The organism is Mycolicibacterium parafortuitum (genome assembly GCF_002086815.1).
Lineage (GTDB): Bacteria > Actinomycetota > Actinomycetes > Mycobacteriales > Mycobacteriaceae > Mycobacterium > Mycobacterium parafortuitum.
Map to the genome: position 1 here is coordinate 66,556 of NZ_MVID01000015.1, position 16,983 is coordinate 83,538.

The window sequence follows — 16,983 nt, forward strand, 5'->3', positions numbered from 1 at the left end:
TGTGATTGTCGGGGGGCGGTCCTAGTGTGATTCGCATGACCGAGCCGACGCCCCGACCGCTGCGGCGTCCCGCGCTGTCGCCGTCGCGTGCCGCCGATTTCAAACAGTGCCCGTTGCTGTACCGGTTCCGGGCGATCGACCGGCTCCCGGAGCCGTCCTCGACCGCACAGGTGCGCGGTTCGGTGGTGCACGCCGCCCTCGAAGAGCTCTACGCACTGCCCGCCGCCGACCGGGTTCCCGAGACCGCGACCGCGCTGATCGCGCCGGTCTGGGAGCGGATGCTGACCGAGAAGCCGGCCCTGGCCGACGACATCGAACCCGCGCTGCACGCGGAGATGCTCGAGCAGGCGCGCATCCTGCTGTCGGGCTACTACCGCCTGGAAGACCCGACCCGGTTCGATCCGCAGTCGTGCGAGCAGCTCGTCGAGGTCGAACTCGCCGACGGGACACTGCTGCGCGGTTACATCGACCGCATCGACGTCGCACCGACCGGTGAGATGCGCGTGGTCGACTACAAGACCGGTAAGGCGCCGCCGGAGGCGCGGGCGCTCGCCGAGTTCAAGGCGATGTTCCAGATGAAGTTCTACGCGGTGGCGTTGCTTCGTTCGCGCGGGATCCTGCCCACCCGGTTGCGGTTGCTCTACCTCGCCGATCATCAGGTGCTCGACTACAGCCCGGAGCTGGCCGAGTTGGAACGGTTCGAGAAGACGTTGATGGCGATCTGGCGGGCCATCCAATCAGCCGGTGCCACAGGCGATTTCCGGCCCAGCCCGTCGAAGCTGTGCAACTGGTGCGCCCATCAGGTGCACTGCCCCGTCTACGGCGGCACTCCCCCGCCCTACCCGGGCTGGCCGGAGGTGCTCGACGACGGAGACCCCGAGGCGGTGCTGCAGGCGGAGCCGGCGGCGTGATCAACTGCCTGTACCGCCGGCTCGGCGCCGACGGCGACTACGCGGTGTTCGAGTCCACCGACGGCACCCGCAGCAACTGGGACCCGAACATCCAGCACGGCTCTCCGCCGCTGGCACTGCTGACCAGAGCGATCGAGGATCTCGCGCAGGGCAGCGGGCTGCGCATCGGCAGGCTCACCCTCGACATCCTCGGCGCCATCCCGGTCACGACGGTCCGAGTGCGCGCCTGGGTCGAACGCCCGGGGTCGAGGATCTCACTGATGGCCGCCGAGATGCTCGTCGACCGCCCCGACGGCACGCGCCGGGCTGTCGCCCGGGTCACCGCGTGGCTGCTCGCGCCCAGCGACACCGCCGACGCCGTCGTCGACCGGTACCCACCATTGATCGAGGGTGAGGCGGTGACCGGCGCCGCCCACGCCTGGCAGAACGCACGCGGTTACCTCGAGACGGTGAGCTGGCGTAGGCAGCCCGACGACAACGGATCCTCCGCCGCCGTCGCCTGGATGAGTCCCCTTGTGCCGCTCATCGATTCGGAGCCGACCACCGCCCTGCAGCGGCTGGCCATGGTGGTCGACTCGGCCAACGGCATCGGCGCGGCGCTGGATCCGCAACGGTTCCTGTTCATGAACACCGACACGGTCGTGCATCTGCACCGGCTGCCCGACGGGCAGGATTTCGGGGTGCGTGCCCGCGGCTCGATCGGTCCGGAGGGCGTCGGCGCCACCACCGCCGAACTGTTCGACCGGCGCGGATTCATCGGCACGTCGGCACAGACCCTGCTGGTGCAGCGCCTCGGATGATCACCGAGATCCGACGTCAGTTCGACCTCGCGTGGGCGCTGGCCGACCTGCACCTGTCCGCACTCTCCGGCGCCGACTTCCTGTGGGAACCCGCGCCACTGTGCTGGACGGTCCGGCCGGACGGCACCGGACGCTGGTACGCGGACTTCGCCGACGTCGAGCCGCAGCCCGCTCCCGTACCGACGATCGGGTGGCTGACGTGGCATATCGACTATTGGTGGAGCGCCACGCTGGCGTCGCTGAGCGGCCGGACGCCGCCCACACCCGCCGAGGTCGCCTGGGCGGGCGACGGGGCCGCGGCGGTGCGCCGCGTTCGCTCGCTGGCAGACCAGTGGCGGGATCTGTTGTCCGGCATGACGTCCGACGGACTGACCGCCCCGTCGGCCTTCCCATGGGGTCCCGCCGCGAACCGCACGGTCGCCGACACGACGCTGTGGGTCACCGTCGAGCTGGTGAAGAACACCGCCGAGATCGGTCAACTACGCCTGCTGCGCGCGGCCCGGTAGGCCGACCCTACGCAGAGGCAGCCAGCGCCTTGCGATCCTCGTCGGCGAAGGTGTCCTCCAGATGCAGAGGCGTGTAGTCGATGTCGATCTCCTCCAGCGGACGACCACGCGCACTGCTGATGGTGCCGAAGCGGCGCATGCCCTTGTCGGCGGCGTACTGCTGGAACTCGTCGATGGTCAGGCCGAACGGGATCTCGTCGTAGAGGGCGAATGCGTCGTCGGTGTTCTGCAACGCCAACGGGATCAGTTCGTTCATCCTGGTCTCGAACACCGCCCAGTTGGCGTCGTCGGCGGCGACGTGGCGCCGGCACGTGAAGGTGCCCCACGCCATGTGGCGGCGTTCGTCGTCGCCGATGCGGCGCACGAGTTCCTGCATCCCCGGCAGGATGCCGCGATCGATGCAAATGCGGTGCCAGGCATAGTATCCCGTCAACGCCATCATCCCCTCGATGACGTGGTTGTAGGTGACCGACGCCCGGATCTGCGCCCGCGGCGACGGGTCGCTGGACAAGGCGTCCAGCGAGGCCGGCAGTTCCTCGTAGAACATCTGCCGGTAGGCGGGCAGGTCGTCGAGGTAGCACTGCAGGTCCCCGGTGACGCCGACGGCGTCGAGCCACATCCGGAAGACCTGGGTGTGCTTGGCTTCCTCGAACGCGAACTGGGTCAGATACATCTCGTCACCGAGTCGCCCCTCGGCACGCATCGCGGCCATGAACGGCTGGATGTCCTGGGTCACCGCCTCTTCGCCCGCGATGAACTCCGCGCACAGCCGGGTGGCCCAGTCCCGCTCCAACTCCGACAGCGACTCCCAGTCCGCGCGGTCGCGGGAGAAGTCGATGTCGGCGGGGTCCCAGAACTTGGCGTTGCCACCGGCGAACAAGCGCAGCGGCAGGCTGTCCCAGTTCAGTCCGCCCGCGGCAAGGGAATCGGATCGTGTCCTGTTCATGACTGTTCTCCTTTGTGAGTTGCCCGATCGGCGGGGCTGTGGTCGGGCTGCGCGAACGCCGCGGACAGCACGGCGACGTAGCGGCGCACCACGAGGGCGGGCTGTTCCGGGGACAGTTCGTCCAGACCGAGGACGGGGTCGATGCCGCGGACGTACGGCGCCAGAGCGAGGTGCGGCAGGATCATCAGCAGCAGCGACAGCAGGGTGTCGACGTCGGCGTCGGGACGCAGATCGCCGCGGCCGCGCGCGTCGAGCACCAGCGGCCGCAGCACCTGCAGGTAGTGGCGGTGGATCACGGCGCGCACGCTGATCCGCGCGTCGGTGTCGACCTCGAAGCTGGCGGCGGCGTGCAGCGCGCGGTCACGGGGATGGTCGGCGAAGTACGCCACCCACACGTCGAGCAGGTCGGTCAGGAATTCGAAGAACGGCCGGCTCGGGTCGAGCCGGCGGATCTGGTCCTCCATGTGGCGGCGCACCCGCTGGCTGCCGACCTCGGTGATGTGTGCGTAGAGGTCGCGCTTGTCCGCGAAGTACTGGAACAGGCTGCCTTTCGCGACGCCGGCACGCCGCGCGATGACGTTGAGGCTGCCGCGGGAGAACCCGTGCGCGGCGAACTCGGCCTCGGCGGCAGCCACCACCGCCGCGCGGCGATCCGCGCCCAGCCGAGACCATGTCACCGTCGGCATCGCGCCTCCAAGGCTTGATGTGACCAGTGGTCATATTACTGTGACGCACGCCACAGTCAAGGCCCGGTTACGTCAGCGGCCTGAGGTCCTGCAGGAGGGTCGGCACCAACTCGGCGACCGTCGGGTGGATGTGCATGGTCCGCGAGATCGCGGTGTAGGGCAGCTTGGCGGTCATCACGTCGAGAATCAGATGGACGACCTCGTCGCCACCGACACCGAGGATCGAGGCCCCGAGGATCTGCTCGGTCTCGGCGTCCACCACGACCTTCATGAATCCCTGGGTCTCCCCCTTCTCCACGGCGCGCCCGACCCGCGTCATCGGGCGCTTGCCCACCAACGCTTTTCGGCCCGAGCGCCGGACTTCGTCGGCGGTCATGCCAGCCCGGCCCAGCGGCGGGTCGATGTAGAGCGCGTAGGTGGTGACGCGGTCGCTGACCCGGCGCGGATCGTCGTCGAGCAGGTTGGCCGCGACGATCTCGAAGTCGTTGTAGGAGGTGTGGGTGAACGCGCCGCGGCCGTTGCAGTCGCCCATCGCCCAGATGTGGTCGACGGTGGTGCGCAGTTGATCGTCGACCACGACGTAGCCGCGCTTGTCGGTCTCGACGCCGGCGGCCTCCAACCCGAGATCGTCAGTGTTGGGGATGCGCCCCACCGCGACGAGCAGGTGGCTGCCGACGACCGGCGGTGCGCCGTCGCGCGGGGTCACCGCGACCCCGGCCCCGCTGTCTCCGTCGTGCCGGGCCACGCTGATCGCGTCGGCGCCGAGTACGACGGTGATGCCCTCGTTTTCGAGGATGTCCTTGATCGCCGCGGAGACGTCCTCGTCCTCCCGCGCGGTCAACCGGGGCCCCTTCTCGACCACCGTGACCTCGGCGCCGAAGCGGCGGTACATCTGCGCGAACTCCAGCGCGATGTAGCTGCCACCGACGATCACCAGATGCCCGGGGACCACGTCGAGGTCGAGGATCCCGACGTTGGTCAGGTAGTCGACGTCGCCGAGGCCCGGGATGCCCGGCGCCACCGCGCGGCCGCCGACGTTGAGGAAGATGCGGTCGGCTTCCAGCAGCCGGTCGTCGACGCGCACCGTGTGCGGGCTCTCGAACCGGGCGTGACCGCGAATCAGGGTGGCGCCCTTCATGTTCTCCAGCCACGACTCGAGGCCCTCGCGGTCCCCGCCGCTGATCCGGTCCTTGCGCGCCTTGACCGCGGCCATGTCCACCTCGACCGGGCCTGTGCGGATCCCGAAGTCGGCGCCGCGGCGCGCGAGGTGGGCGGCGTGCGCGCTGGCGACCAGCGTCTTGGTCGGGATGCAGCCGTAGTTCACACACGTGCCGCCGACGAGTTTGCGTTCGATGACCGCGACGGTCTGGCCGGCCTCGGTGAGCCGCGCCGCCAGCGGAGGCCCGGCCTGCCCCGCGCCGATGATGATCGCGTCGAACTTCTGCGCGGTCTCAGGGGACATCCGGGGCGCCTACGGGACCAAGCTGACGAGGAATGCGATCAGGAACGCGCCGCCGACGGCGACGAGGTCCTCGAGGAACGCGCCGGGCCGGTCGTTGCCGTCGTTGGCCGAGAACAGCTTGCCGCGCAGCGCCGCACCGCCCAGGGTGCCGAGTACGGCGCCGACGACGCCGGCCCCGGTGCCGATGAAGGTGTGGAAGAACGCGCTGCCGATCACCGCTCCGGCGAAGCCGCCGGTGACGAGCCGCGTCAGGAACTGCGGAGCCACCTTGCGACTCGGCGTGTTCGGCAATTGGTCGGTGACCAACTCGCCGAGCAGGAAGATCGTCAACACCGTGACGGTGATCGGATGCGCCATCCACTCCGACCACTTGTCGTCGACGTCGATCCAGCCGAGCATCGCACCCCATGCCACCACCGCGGGGGCAGTCATCGCACGTAGGCCCGCGGTCACCCCGATCAACAACGCCAAGACCAGAACGAGCACCTGCGTCATCGGACCTCCGTCCGTGCGGTGGCGGGACATCCGGACGCTAACACGGCAGACCGCGCGACGAGAGGTCTCGCGCATATGCGGAATCCTCGCGCCGTGCCGGCCGGTGCAGGGCCGCCCGGCGATATGGCTCGACCCGCGAGCCGCCGCGGCCAGTCCCTCAGGGGCGCTGGGACACTCCCGCGGACTGTTGGTCCCAGTCGGGTGTCGCCAGATGCCAGGACGTAACCGCTTGAAAAGCCGCGGCGATCCGCACCGTAACGTCCTCGCGGAACGGACCCGAGACGACTTGGCCTCCGATGGGCATACCAGCGCGATCGAACCCGACGGGCAGGGTCACCGATGGCAGACCGCTCATGGTGAACGGCACAGTGAAGCGGTGGATGCGGGCCACCGTGTCGCTGGACATCGTCACCATGTCCGCCGCGGGCGGTGTGACGAAAGGCAGCGCCGGCATGACCACCGCATCCACGGTGTCGACGGCGGCGCGCATACGGCCCGAGAACGCCGCTCTGCGGAGCAGGAGCCGGTCATATTCCACGGCCGTGAGACCCGCACCGAGAGTGATGAGGTCGGACAACGCCCTGCCGTACTCCCCGCCGCGAGCCGCGAAGTTGTCGTGGTGACCGCGGGCCGCTTGGACGCCGCAGATACCGAACCAGTCCTCGTTCGCCTGGTGAGGGTCCGGAAGAGACACGGGGCGCACTTGGGCTCCAAGGGATGTCAGTGCATCGACCATGAGGTGAACCGCCTGTGCCACCTCAGGCTCGACATCCTCGTCGATCCACCCGCCGTCCACCCCTAGGACGATGCCGCGCAGATCCCCAACCGGGGCATCGAAGTGCGGCACAGGTTCGAGGGCTGCTGTCGGGTCCGCGTCATCAGCCCCCGCGATCGCCTTGAGAACGACGGCCGCATCCACTGCGCTTCGCGCCATCACGCCGACGTGATCCAGCGACGCCGCAAGCTCGAACACGCCGGCGCGGCTGACCCGACCCCAGGTCGGCTTGATCCCGGTCGACCCCGTCACCGCAGACGGCATCCGGATGGAGCCCCCGGTGTCGGAAGCCAACGCGGCATACGCCAGGCGAGCCGCCACCGCCGCCGCGCTGCCACTGGACGAAGCCCCGACCCAGCGGTCCGGGTTCCATGGATTTCGAGGAGCACGGAAAGGCTCGGTATGTTCGGCGTACACACCTTCGGTGGTGTGGACCTTCCCGACGATCACAGCGCCGTGCTCGGTCAAACGTGTGACCGCGGTGGACGAACCACGCGACACCGCGCCCCGCCGCGACGGCATTCCGATCTCGCTCGGCCACCCGTCGACGTCGAAGATGTCTTTCACCGCGATCGGCACGCCGTGCAAGGCGCCCCGCGACATCCCTTTCGCCACTTCGGCGTCCAGAGACGCCGCCCGGGCCAGCGCCTCCTCGGCGGCGACGAACGAGAACGCGCCGATCGCATCGTCGAGCAATTCGATGCGATCGAGCAACTCCTCGGTCACCGCCAGCGAGGTCAACTCGCCTCGCCGGATCCGGTCCGACACCTCGACCAGCGGTAGATCTACGACACTCACGTCTGCTCCTGTTCGCGGGCCGGGTTCGACAGGAATCGTTCACTGTCCTCGGCGGTCTGATCCATATGGGCCGCCATCGCCTCCCGCGCCTGAACCGGAAGGCCCGCCTCGATGGCGGCGAAGATCTGGCGATGGCACTGCAGTGCGTGACGGCGAATCTCGGGCACCGCAGAAGTTTTCGTGCGGCCCTCCAGGACTGCCGCCCCGATCGGCTCGAGCAGTACCGCCAGAAACGGGTTGTGCGTCGCAGCGAAGATGGCCTCATGGAACCTCAGGTCCGCGGCCACGATTGCGGTGAGATCGTCGGCCTCCATGGCCGTTTCCATGTCGGAGATCGAATCGGCGAGATCGGCGAGATCGCGATAAGTCCGTCGCGCGGCCGCGACCTCGGCCGCGCCGGTCTCGACGATCTTCCTGAGTTCGATGAGCTGCCGCGCGGTTTCGTGGTCGTTGGCCACCCGAGCCGCGAGTAACGCCGGTTCCAGCGCGGTCCACTCCGACAGCGGGTTCACGAATGTTCCCCGCCCGCGCTCGACGCGGACGATGTTGCGAACCCGTAGCGACTTGATGGCCTCGCGGATGGTCAGCCTGCTCACCGACCACTGCGCGGCAAGTTCCGATTCCGACGGCAGTGCGCCGTCGGGCGGTATGTCACCGTCGGTGATCGCGGCGAGGAGCTTGCCGGCGACCTGGTCGACGAGCGAATCCCGCATCTCGTGTCCTCACATCTGATGTCTGGTGACGTCGACACTAGCGCACAACCACCCACAATCGCGGGACAATCAAAGTGTCTTATGCACTGCGCCGCACCGTGTTAACTCTTGTATTGACACAGTCGAACGATTCTCCCAGCACATCGGCACACACCACGAAGGTACGTAACATTCCGGAAACCCAATCAAGACATCAGATGTCTGATGTAGGTTGGCAATCGGCTGGCACCGACCTAGCGTTGGCCCGGCCAACACGAGAACAGGAGCGTTCATGGTCCGCCGACTCGAAGCCCGGAACATAGGCATGACCTTCGTCAACCGAGGCGACCCGAACGTGGTCCTGCGCGACCTCACCTTCCACGCGGACGAGAACGAGTTCGTCTCCTTCGTCGGCCCCAGCGGCTGCGGAAAGTCGACGTTGTTCAACATCGTCGCGGGCTTGACCGAACCAACCACAGGCGACGTGTTCGTGGAGGGCGAGAACACCACCGGCCGGGCCTCGAAGAAGGTCGGGTACGTCCTGCAGAAAGATCTCCTGCTGCCCTGGCGCACGATCATCGACAATGTCATCATCGGCCTGGAGGTTCGCGGCGTCAGCCGCAAGGAGGCCATCGCCCGTGCCGAGCCCCTGTTCGAGTCGTACAACCTGACCGGCTACGAGAACGCGCTACCCGGCGCGATCTCGGGTGGCATGCGACAGCGCGCGGCTCTGATGCGAACGCTGGTCATGGACCCCGACGTCATTCTGATGGACGAGGCCTACAAGGCGCTGGACTACCCGTTGAAGATCGCGCTGGAGAGCGAATTGCTCCAGACAGTCAAATCCCTTGGAAAGACGGTCATTTTCGTCACCCACGATATCGAGGAAGCGGTCACCCTGAGCGACCGTGTGTACATCATGAAGGCACGGCCCGGCGAGATCATCTCAGAGATCGCGATCGATCTGCAGGTCGACTCGACACGCATCAACGAACGGCGTCTCGCCCCCAGGTTCAACGAGTACTACGAGACCATCTGGCGCAGCATCGGCGACAAGGCGATGGCTTCATGACCGTCATGAAAGACACCGAGCAGACGCCGTCCGCATCGGCGCCGCGCAAACCTCGCCGGACCCGTCTCACCGAGCGGAGCAGATTCGTCCTGGCTTTGCAGGTGCTGATCGTCGTGGGGCTGTTGGGGGCGTGGGAGCTCGGCGCCGCCACAGGGTTCATCGACACTTTCCTGTTCTCCTCGCCGAGCCGAATCGCCGAGGTACTGGCCCGGCGTGCGGAAACGGGCGCGCTCTGGACCGACATCGGTGTCACGATGACCGAGACGGTGCTCGGGTATCTCGTGGGCGCCGTCGGCGGATCGGTTCTCGGTCTGGCCCTGTGGTATTCGAGCTTCGTCGCCGGGCTCACGCGGCCCTTCATCACCGCGATCGGCGCCATCCCGATCCTGGCCATCGCGCCGCTGATCATCATCTGGTTCGGCACCGACATCGTGTCGAAGATCGTCATCGTCGCGCTGAGCTGCGTGGTCGTCTCGCTGACCAACTCCTACCGCGGCGCACAGGAGGTCGATGCGGACTGGATCAACCTGATGAGGTCCTTCGGAGCCACGAAGACCCAGACCTTCTTCAAGATCATCGTCCCCGGAGCCGGTCCGTGGGTGATGCAGGGTCTGCGCCTCAACGTCGGATTCGCCGTCGTCGGCGCCATCGTCGGGGAATTCATCTCGTCCAGCAGCGGTATCGGCCACATGATCGTGCGGGGCAGCGCAACATTCTCGCTGTCGACCGTCTTCGCAGGACTTGTGGTGGTGGTCTTGATGGTGAGCGTCCTCAGCCTCGCCATGCGATTTGTCGAACGAATTCTTCCCGGCGCCAACCACATCGAAAGGAAATAATCACTTGTCCACCACCCGACGCCTTTTCGGCGCAGCCCTCGCCGCCGTGACGGCGCTTTCCCTCGCCTCGTGTTCGTCGCAGTCAAGCGACGACGAGGGCTCCAAGGTCCGCATCAACCAGGCGTTCCAGTCACTGCTGTATCTGCCGTTGTACGTCGCCATCGACAAGGGCTTCTTCGAAGAGCAGGGCGTCGACGTCGCCCTCACGACCGGCGGCGGCGGACAGAATTCCTGGTCCTCTGTACTCGGGGGGACCGACGACTTCTCGATCCACGACCCGGTCTTCGGGCCGATCTCGCACGAAAACGACGGCCCCGGACTGGCTGTCGCGTCCATCCAGAACGCGCCCGCGGTCTGGGTGGTCGGCAATGAGGATGTGTCGCTGCAGAACGATGTGCGCGGCTTCGAAGGCAGCACCGTGGTGACGATGCCAGAGCCGGACAGCACATGGGCGTTCTTCAACTACCTCATGCGCGAGAACTCCCTGGACCCGAACGCGGTCACCATCACCGAAGCCTCGGTCGGCAACGAGCTCGGGCCGTTCCTCAGTGGTCGCGCCGACTACGCGCTGGCCACCGAACCACAGGTGAGCCAGGTCGAGGCCCAGGGCAAGCACGCCGTGTTCTCGTTCTCCGACATCGAGGGGTGGTATCCCTTCGCGTTCTCCTCGCTCATGACGACCGAGCGGTATGTGTCCGAGAACCCGGAGGCCACCCAGGCTGTCGTGAATGCCTTCCAGCAGGCGTCGACCTTCATCTACACCAACACCGACGAGGCGATTGCGGTCGCGCAGAACTACTTCCCGGATCTCGAAGGTGAAGTGGTCGCCACCGCAGTTCGGCGTGAGCTCGATGCCCGGGCCTACCCGGAGAACGTCGAGATCACCGAACAGGCGTGGGAGAACAACATGCGGATCGCGGAGTTCGTCGGCAGCATCAAGGAATACCCCAGCGAGGCAACGTCATTCGAGACAAACGTGGATAACACGTTCGCCGAGAAGGCCGCCGCCGAGTACGCCAAGTGACGCCGGTGGGGGTGGGCTCCCCCGGTCCACCCCCACCGCTTTTCTGCACGGAGAACTCATCATGCTGATCGTCATCGACGACGACCCCACCGGCACCCAGTCGGTCAGCGACCTTCCGGTCCTGACCCGCTGGACAGAGGACGACTTGGCGTGGGCGGCAGCGGAGTCTCCGGCTGTCTACCTGCAGACCAACAGCCGAAGCCTCAGCGAGCAGGACGCTTTCGCCATCACCAGCGACGCTGCGGCGGCCGCACTGAGGACGTTCGGTCACCACGCGATCCTCATCAGCCGCAGCGATTCCACCCTGCGCGGACACTTCCCCGCCGAGACCGATGCCCTCATCGCGGCCAGCAGCGCCGCCGGCACCGCCGTCGACACGGTGGTGCTCGCCCCCGCCTTTCCTCAGGCAGGCCGGATCACCGTCGACGGTGTGCACTACCTCCTCGACGGGGGTCGCCGCGTGCCGGTCGCGACGTCGGAGTTCGCCTCCGATGCCACCTTCGGATACCGCAGTTCCGACCTGCGGGAATGGGTGGTCGAAAAGACGCGCGGCCGCTACTCGGCGGCCGATGTCGCGGTACTGGACCGCGACACGAGTCTCGACGAGTTGCGGTCACCGCGGTACCTGGTGCCGGTGATCGTCGTCGACGCCGAAACCGACGACGATCTCTCTCGCGCCGCATCCCTGCTGCGCGCGGCACAGGTGAGCGGCAGACGCTTCGTCTACCGGGTGGGACCGCCCTTCGTGCGGGCGATGCTCGGCCGGCCGTCACCCGCCCCGGTCGACGTCAGCGCGCCGGGGCTCAGTGTCGCCGACGCCACCGCCGGCGGGCTGATCGTCGTCGGTTCCCACGTCGATGTGACCGCGCGCCAACTCGCCGCACTGCGCGACCGCCGGCCGGGGCTACCGGTGATCGAGCTCGACGTCGATTCGGTCGCCTCGGGATCCTCCGAGGTCGTCACGGCGACCGCGGCGGAACTGCGGTCGACTCTGGTCTCGGGCGACGCCATCCTGCAGACCACCCGGACGCTGCGCCGCGAAGCTTCGCCGGAGGACAGTCTGCGGCTCGCACGCCTGGTATCGGATGCGGTGTCGGCCACCGTCCGGCAGTCCCTCGACGGCCTACGGCCGCGGTTCGTCATCGCCAAGGGCGGTATCACCTCCAGCGATGTCGCCAAGCACGGTCTCGGCGTCACTCGCGCAACGATTCTGGGGCCGGTGCTGCCCGGCATAGTCGCGCTGTGGCGTATCGAGACCGGCCCGCTGGCGGGGACACCGTACGTCGTGTTCCCCGGCAACGTCGGCGACTCGATGGCCCTCGACGACGTCTACGAACGTCTCTCACACATGACATCGGGAGAAGCACGATGAGTACCGACACCTCGGCCGCGGCCGACCGGATCGCGGTGATCGGCCTCGGTGCGATGGGCCTGCCCATCGCACTGCGGCTCGGCGAGAAGTGGACCGTCCACGGCCACGACGTCGCCGACGAGCGACGGCAGCTTGCCGCCGAGGAAGGGATCCGAACCTACGACAGCGCCTCGGCGGCAAGCGCAGCGGCCGCTGTCGTGGTCCTGGTCGTTCGCAGTGCCCCGCAGTTGGAGCAGGTCCTGTTCGGCAGTTCCGGTATCGCCGACGACCTGCCCGCCGGCTCGACCATCCTGCTGATGAGCACGATCGGACTGGAAGCCGTGCGTGATGTCGCCGCACGCCTCGCGCCACGCGGCCTGCTGCTCGTCGACGCGCCGGTCAGCGGCGGCCCCGTCCGGGCGCGTAGCGGGGATCTTCTCGTCACCGTCGGCGGTGAACCCACCGGCTTGGCCGCGCAGTGCCTCGACCACCTCGCGTCGACACTGCGAATCATCGGACCCCGCCCCGGCGACGGACAGGCGTTCAAGACGGTCAATCAGTTGCTCTGCGGCATCCACATCGCCGCGGCGGCCGAGGCGATCGCACTGGCCCGGGCACTCGGTCTCGACGACCGCGCGACGTGGGAGACGCTGGATGCCGGCGCTGCCTCCTCGTTCATGCTTCGCGATCGCGGCGCCCGAATGCTGGCCGACTATGACTCGGACGCGGTCCACAGCAGAGTCGACATCTTCGCCAAAGACATGGGCATCGTCGGGCAGACATCGCGCGCGGCGAATCTGCCCACTCCCCTGGCGGCAGCAGCCGAGCAGATCTACCTGCTCGGCGTACGTCAGGGCATGGCCGCGATGGACGACTCGACAATCGTCGATCTCATCGCCGCCGACAGGGACCGATCCTCGTAGCGGAGCCGAAGGCTCTGTCGGGCTGCGACCTGGATCAGAACCGGCAGAACCTGATGTCGGAGGCCAGAATCGCCTTCGCGCCGATGACGGCGAGTTCGTCCATGATCGCGTTGACGTCCCGACGCGGCACCAGCGCGCGTACCGCGACCCACGCCGGATCGGCCAGCGGCGCGATGGTCGGCGACTCCAGGCCCGGGGTCACCTCGGTGGCCTTCTCCAGTACCGCGCGCGGGCAGTCGTAGTCGAGCATCAGATACTGCTGGCCGAACACCACGCCCTGGACCCGGGCGGCGAGCTGCTCGCGCGCGGGATCCGGATCGGAATCGGCACGCTCGATCAGGATCGCCTCGGAATCACAGAGCGATTCGCCGAACGCCACCAGGTTGTGCAGCCCCAGCGTGCGTCCGGAGCCGACGATGTCGGCGATCACATCGGCCACGCCGAGTTGGATGGAGATCTCCACCGCGCCGTCGAGGCGGATGACGGTGGCATCGATCCCCTTGGCGGCCAGGTCTTTTCGGACCAGGTTCGGATACGCGGTGGCGATCCGCTTGCCGGCCAGATCGGCGATCTGCCAGTCCTGGCCCGCCGGGGCGGCGTAGCGGAACGTGGACGACCCGAAACCCAGCGCCAATCGCTCCCGCACAGGCGCGTCGGCGTCGGCCGCGAGGTCCCGTCCGGTGATACCGAGATCGAGTTGTCCGGACCCGACATAGATCGCGATGTCCTTGGGACGCAGGAAGAAGAACTCGACCTGGTTCGCCGGGTCGACCACCGTCAGATCCTTGGGATCGGAGCGGCGGCGGTACCCGGCCTCGGACAGGATCTCCGAGGCCGATTCGCTGAGCGCCCCCTTGTTGGGGACGGCGACTCTGAGCACGGTTACAGCTTCCCGTACACGTCGTCGAGGGACAGGCCGCGGGCGAGCATCAGCACCTGGGTCCAGTACAGCAGCTGGCTGATCTCCTCGGCCAGCGCGTCGTCACCTTCGTGCTCGGCCGCCAGCCACACCTCACCGGCTTCCTCGAGGATCTTCTTGCCGATGCCGTGCACCCCGCCGTCGAGGGCGGCGACGGTTCCGCTACCGGCTGGGCGGGTGCGCGCCCGTTCGCTCAGTTCGGCGAACAGCGCATCGAAGGTCTTCACGTTGGGCAATTCTGTCACGTCGGGGCAACTGGATTGCCATCGCCCAGCATGCGCGCGGTCCGCCGCTCAGCCCGCGGCCGTCTTGTCCTGCTGCAGGATCTCGCCGTGCATGTCCTCCAGGGACACGCCCTTGGTCTCCATCACCCACCGCCACACGAACAGACCCGAGAGCACGGCGCACAGACCGTAGAAGCCGTAGGCCAGCCCGAGGTGTTCGCGCAGGCCGGGGAAGGTGACGGTGATCAGCCAGTTCGCCGCCCACTGCCCCGCGGCCGCCAGTCCGAGCGCCGCGGCGCGGATCCGGTTCGGGAACATCTCACCGAGCAGCACCCAGACCACCGGGCCCCAGGACATGCCGAACGCGACCACGAACAGGTTGGCCGCGATCAGCGCGATGACCCCGGACGCGCCGGGCAGGCTCGGGTTGCCGTCGGCGTCGAGCGTCGCATTGGCGAAGATGACCGCCATCGTGATCAGCGTGACGGCCATGCCCGAGGAGCCGATGAGCAGCAGCGGCTTGCGGCCGATCTTGTCGATCAGGGCGATCGCGATCAACGTGGTCAGCACGTTGATCACCGACGTGATCACGGTGTAGATCGCCGACTCGTCGGCGCTGAAGCCGACGGCCTGCCACAGCACGTTGCTGTAGTAGAAGATCACGTTGATGCCGACGAACTGCTGGAAGATCGACAGGCCCAGACCCACCCAGACGATTCCGTAGATCCCGCCCGTCGGCTTGCGCAGATCCCGCCAGGACGGCCGGTCCTCGCGTTCCAGCGTCTGCTGGATGCGGTTGATCGTGATCTCCAGGTTCTTCTGCCCGAGCAGTCTGGTCAGCACCTTGCGGGCTTCCGGGATTTTGTGCGTCGCAACGAGATAGCGCGGCGACTCCGGGATCGTGAACGTGAGCGCGCCGTAGAGCACCGCGGGCACCGCCATCGCGATGAACATCCACCGCCACGCGTCCTGGTTGAGCCACAGCGGTTCGTTGGGCCCGCCGGCGAGCCACTGCAGCAGGTAGTTGATCGCGAAGGACAAGAAGATGCCGGACACGATCGCGAGCTGCTGCAGCGACCCGAGCCTGCCGCGGATGCCCGGCGGCGAGGTTTCGGCGATGTAGGCCGGCGCGATCACCGAGGCGACGCCGACACCGATGCCGCCGACGATCCGAAAGAGCACCACCGCCCACACCTCGTGCGCCAGGCCGGTGCCGAACGCGCTGATCAGGAACAGCATCGCGGCGATCTTCATCACCGCGATGCGACCGATGCGGTCGGCGATGCGGCCGGCGGCCATCGCCCCTGCGGCGGCGCCGAGCAGCGCCGATGCCACGGCGAAACCGAGTTCGGCGTTGCCGATGCCGAAGTCCTCCTGAATGGAGTCGACGGCGCCGTTGATCACCGCGCTGTCGTAGCCGAACAGCAGGCCGCCGAGGGCCGCGACCGACGCGATGCGCACGGCCGTCTTCCCCGAGGAGGAACCCTGGTCGCTGTCGTTGTCGTAGATGTCGGGACCCTCCCCGACGGGACCACCCTGACCGGCCATGCGACGACCTTTCCGCAACGGTGCGTGATGCAGATCACATTCAAGCACTGGAGACTTTGTCGTCGGAGGGTGTTCCCCAAAGATCGGCCGATTACGCGCCGAACCGTCACCGGGAGGTGATCAGGCGGTGCGTTCCCGCAGTTCGCGCTCGATCGCGGCGTGGATCCGGCGCAGCCCGGCGGGATCGAGATCGGCCAGCGAGTTCGCGTGGCGCCGGCGCAGCCCACCGGGTACGGGGACGTCGTTGGGGATCACCAGCACGGCGCAACCGGCCTTCTCGGCCGCGGCGGCGCCCGTCACCGAATCCTCGACGGCCAGGCACTGGGCCGGATCGAGTTCCAGTAGTTCGGCGGCCCGCAGGTACGGGTCCGGCGCGGGTTTGCCGCGCGGCACCTCGTCACCGCACACCGTGAACGTGAAGTAATGGCGCCCAATGCTTTCCAGCGCACGGTCGGCGAGCTCGCGGTTGGTGTTGGTCACCAATGCCATCGGAGTACGTTCTGAGGAAAGGGAATCCAGCATCTCCTGGGCGCCGTCGCACCACGGCAGGCCACCGTCGAACAGTTCGGCGGTGTGGCTGTGCAACCAGCGGATGGAATCCGCCATCGCGGCCGGGTCCGGGTCGAGTCCGAGTTCGGCGTACACGGTGACCATCGTCTCTTCCGCCGACGCCCCGACCAGCGCGGTCCTGGTCTCGCGGCTCATCACGCCGCCGTGCGTCTCGTAGAGCGCGGAAAGTGACACATCCCACAGCTTCTCGGAATCGACGAGGGTGCCGTCCATATCCCACAGCACTGCTCGCATACCTGCGATTGTCTCATGTCGGCCCGAGGTGCCGGCCCGCGTCGCCGGCCCGGGGCGACGACGACGCTGGTGACGGCAGCGCGGCAGCCCCATCGTCGGCGAGCTGATCAGCTTGGGCGCGAACGACATTCGCGCACCGGCCAGGAACCCGGCGCGCGCACCGCGCTGCCGGGGCGGGTGAGCATCGTCACCGGCCGGCGCAATGGCCGGC

At 67.6% G+C, this 16,983-nt stretch carries 18 protein-coding genes; 8 read left to right on the plus strand and 10 right to left on the minus strand.

Translation table 11 applies throughout. The features are described from left to right. Nucleotides 1–35: 35 nt before the first annotated feature. The 3 genes from BST38_RS16780 to BST38_RS16790 are packed head-to-tail and all read left to right on the plus strand — an operon-like array spanning nucleotide 36 to nucleotide 2,217. Nucleotides 36–911, plus strand: coding sequence for a RecB family exonuclease (locus BST38_RS16780; RefSeq protein ID WP_083144479.1), 876 nt, complete (start codon nucleotides 36–38; stop codon nucleotides 909–911). After that, complete coding sequence (locus tag BST38_RS16785) at nucleotides 908–1,711, plus strand: thioesterase family protein (protein ID WP_083144480.1); 804 nt, start codon at nucleotides 908–910, stop codon at nucleotides 1,709–1,711. Before BST38_RS16780 ends, BST38_RS16785 begins: the two co-directional genes overlap by 4 nt. After that, the gene (locus BST38_RS16790; protein WP_083144481.1) at nucleotides 1,708–2,217 is read left to right on the plus strand and encodes a DinB family protein; all 510 of its coding nucleotides are present in this window, start codon (nucleotides 1,708–1,710) and stop codon (nucleotides 2,215–2,217) included. The genes BST38_RS16785 and BST38_RS16790 overlap by 4 nt, the downstream gene beginning before the upstream one ends. Before the next feature lie 7 nt (nucleotides 2,218–2,224). On the opposite strand, the gene BST38_RS16795 is transcribed toward BST38_RS16790, so the two are convergent. The 6 genes from BST38_RS16795 to BST38_RS16820 all read right to left on the minus strand — a co-directional run bounded on the left by BST38_RS16795 (nucleotide 2,225) and on the right by BST38_RS16820 (nucleotide 8,092). Further along, entirely contained in the window at nucleotides 2,225–3,163 is a 939-nt protein-coding gene (locus BST38_RS16795; RefSeq protein ID WP_083144482.1) for a R2-like ligand-binding oxidase, read from the minus strand. Next, the gene (locus BST38_RS16800) at nucleotides 3,160–3,849 is read right to left on the minus strand and encodes a TetR/AcrR family transcriptional regulator (protein WP_083144483.1); all 690 of its coding nucleotides are present in this window, start codon (nucleotides 3,847–3,849) and stop codon (nucleotides 3,160–3,162) included. The genes BST38_RS16795 and BST38_RS16800 overlap by 4 nt, the downstream gene beginning before the upstream one ends. A gap of 67 nt (nucleotides 3,850–3,916) precedes the next feature. After that, a complete protein-coding gene (locus tag BST38_RS16805) occupies nucleotides 3,917–5,311 on the minus strand; it encodes an FAD-containing oxidoreductase (RefSeq protein ID WP_083144484.1) in 1,395 nt (464 codons plus the stop codon). Nucleotides 5,312–5,320: 9 nt separating this feature from the next. After that, complete coding sequence (locus tag BST38_RS16810) at nucleotides 5,321–5,806, minus strand: DUF4126 family protein (RefSeq protein WP_083144531.1); 486 nt, start codon at nucleotides 5,804–5,806, stop codon at nucleotides 5,321–5,323. Nucleotides 5,807–5,963: 157 nt separating this feature from the next. After that, nucleotides 5,964–7,322: an amidase gene (locus tag BST38_RS16815; RefSeq protein ID WP_237160820.1), complete on the minus strand. Its 1,359-nt coding sequence runs from the start codon at nucleotides 7,320–7,322 to the stop codon at nucleotides 5,964–5,966. A 53-nt stretch (nucleotides 7,323–7,375) separates the two neighbouring features. Continuing rightward, nucleotides 7,376–8,092: a FadR/GntR family transcriptional regulator gene (locus tag BST38_RS16820; protein ID WP_083144486.1), complete on the minus strand. Its 717-nt coding sequence runs from the start codon at nucleotides 8,090–8,092 to the stop codon at nucleotides 7,376–7,378. 271 nt (nucleotides 8,093–8,363) lie between these two features. Here BST38_RS16820 and BST38_RS16825 point away from each other — a divergent pair, with 271 nt between their 5' ends. The 5 genes from BST38_RS16825 to BST38_RS16845 all read left to right on the plus strand — a co-directional run bounded on the left by BST38_RS16825 (nucleotide 8,364) and on the right by BST38_RS16845 (nucleotide 13,277). Further along, complete coding sequence (locus tag BST38_RS16825; RefSeq protein WP_083144487.1) at nucleotides 8,364–9,143, plus strand: ABC transporter ATP-binding protein; 780 nt, start codon at nucleotides 8,364–8,366, stop codon at nucleotides 9,141–9,143. Next, nucleotides 9,140–9,979 carry an ABC transporter permease gene (locus tag BST38_RS16830; RefSeq protein WP_083144488.1) on the plus strand — a complete coding sequence of 280 codons (840 nt, stop codon included), beginning with the start codon at nucleotides 9,140–9,142 and terminating at the stop codon, nucleotides 9,977–9,979. The genes BST38_RS16825 and BST38_RS16830 overlap by 4 nt, the downstream gene beginning before the upstream one ends. Nucleotides 9,980–9,983: 4 nt before the next feature. Further along, nucleotides 9,984–11,003, plus strand: a complete 1,020-nt coding sequence (locus BST38_RS16835; RefSeq protein WP_083144489.1) for an ABC transporter substrate-binding protein — start codon at nucleotides 9,984–9,986, stop codon at nucleotides 11,001–11,003. Between the two features lie 61 nt (nucleotides 11,004–11,064). Then, entirely contained in the window at nucleotides 11,065–12,375 is a 1,311-nt protein-coding gene (locus tag BST38_RS16840) for a four-carbon acid sugar kinase family protein (RefSeq protein ID WP_237160821.1), read from the plus strand. Next, nucleotides 12,372–13,277, plus strand: a complete 906-nt coding sequence (locus BST38_RS16845; protein WP_083144490.1) for an NAD(P)-dependent oxidoreductase — start codon at nucleotides 12,372–12,374, stop codon at nucleotides 13,275–13,277. Before BST38_RS16840 ends, BST38_RS16845 begins: the two co-directional genes overlap by 4 nt. 34 nt (nucleotides 13,278–13,311) lie before the next feature. Here the strand turns inward: BST38_RS16845 and hisG are convergent, their stop codons facing one another. The 4 genes from hisG to BST38_RS16865 form a co-directional block, all read right to left on the minus strand. Further along, complete coding sequence (hisG, locus tag BST38_RS16850) at nucleotides 13,312–14,157, minus strand: ATP phosphoribosyltransferase (protein ID WP_083144491.1); 846 nt, start codon at nucleotides 14,155–14,157, stop codon at nucleotides 13,312–13,314. A 2-nt stretch (nucleotides 14,158–14,159) separates the two neighbouring features. Continuing rightward, nucleotides 14,160–14,441, minus strand: a complete 282-nt coding sequence (locus tag BST38_RS16855) for a phosphoribosyl-ATP diphosphatase (RefSeq protein ID WP_083144492.1) — start codon at nucleotides 14,439–14,441, stop codon at nucleotides 14,160–14,162. 48 nt (nucleotides 14,442–14,489) lie between these two features. Further along, on the minus strand, nucleotides 14,490–15,968 hold the full coding sequence (locus BST38_RS16860; RefSeq protein WP_083144493.1) for a sugar porter family MFS transporter: 1,479 nt from the start codon (nucleotides 15,966–15,968) through the stop codon (nucleotides 14,490–14,492). A gap of 120 nt (nucleotides 15,969–16,088) precedes the next feature. Continuing rightward, the gene (locus BST38_RS16865) at nucleotides 16,089–16,772 is read right to left on the minus strand and encodes an HAD family hydrolase (protein WP_083144494.1); all 684 of its coding nucleotides are present in this window, start codon (nucleotides 16,770–16,772) and stop codon (nucleotides 16,089–16,091) included. Nucleotides 16,773–16,983 lie beyond the last annotated feature (211 nt).

Bases quoted from the DNA above. Each gene is read 5' to 3' on its own strand.
- BST38_RS16780 (WP_083144479.1), top strand. From the start codon at position 36: ATGACCGAGCCGACGCCCCGACCGCTGCGGCGTCCCGCGCTGTCGCCG.
- BST38_RS16790 (WP_083144481.1), top strand. From the start codon at position 1,708: ATGATCACCGAGATCCGACGTCAGTTCGACCTCGCGTGGGCGCTGGCC.
- BST38_RS16795 (WP_083144482.1), bottom strand. From the start codon at position 3,163: ATGAACAGGACACGATCCGATTCCCTTGCCGCGGGCGGACTGAACTGG.
- BST38_RS16800 (WP_083144483.1), bottom strand. From the start codon at position 3,849: ATGCCGACGGTGACATGGTCTCGGCTGGGCGCGGATCGCCGCGCGGCG.
- BST38_RS16805 (WP_083144484.1), bottom strand. From the start codon at position 5,311: ATGTCCCCTGAGACCGCGCAGAAGTTCGACGCGATCATCATCGGCGCG.
- BST38_RS16810 (WP_083144531.1), bottom strand. From the start codon at position 5,806: ATGACGCAGGTGCTCGTTCTGGTCTTGGCGTTGTTGATCGGGGTGACC.
- BST38_RS16820 (WP_083144486.1), bottom strand. From the start codon at position 8,092: ATGCGGGATTCGCTCGTCGACCAGGTCGCCGGCAAGCTCCTCGCCGCG.
- BST38_RS16825 (WP_083144487.1), top strand. From the start codon at position 8,364: ATGGTCCGCCGACTCGAAGCCCGGAACATAGGCATGACCTTCGTCAAC.
- BST38_RS16830 (WP_083144488.1), top strand. From the start codon at position 9,140: ATGACCGTCATGAAAGACACCGAGCAGACGCCGTCCGCATCGGCGCCG.
- BST38_RS16840 (WP_237160821.1), top strand. From the start codon at position 11,065: ATGCTGATCGTCATCGACGACGACCCCACCGGCACCCAGTCGGTCAGC.
- BST38_RS16845 (WP_083144490.1), top strand. From the start codon at position 12,372: ATGAGTACCGACACCTCGGCCGCGGCCGACCGGATCGCGGTGATCGGC.
- BST38_RS16860 (WP_083144493.1), bottom strand. From the start codon at position 15,968: ATGGCCGGTCAGGGTGGTCCCGTCGGGGAGGGTCCCGACATCTACGAC.
- BST38_RS16865 (WP_083144494.1), bottom strand. From the start codon at position 16,772: ATGCGAGCAGTGCTGTGGGATATGGACGGCACCCTCGTCGATTCCGAG.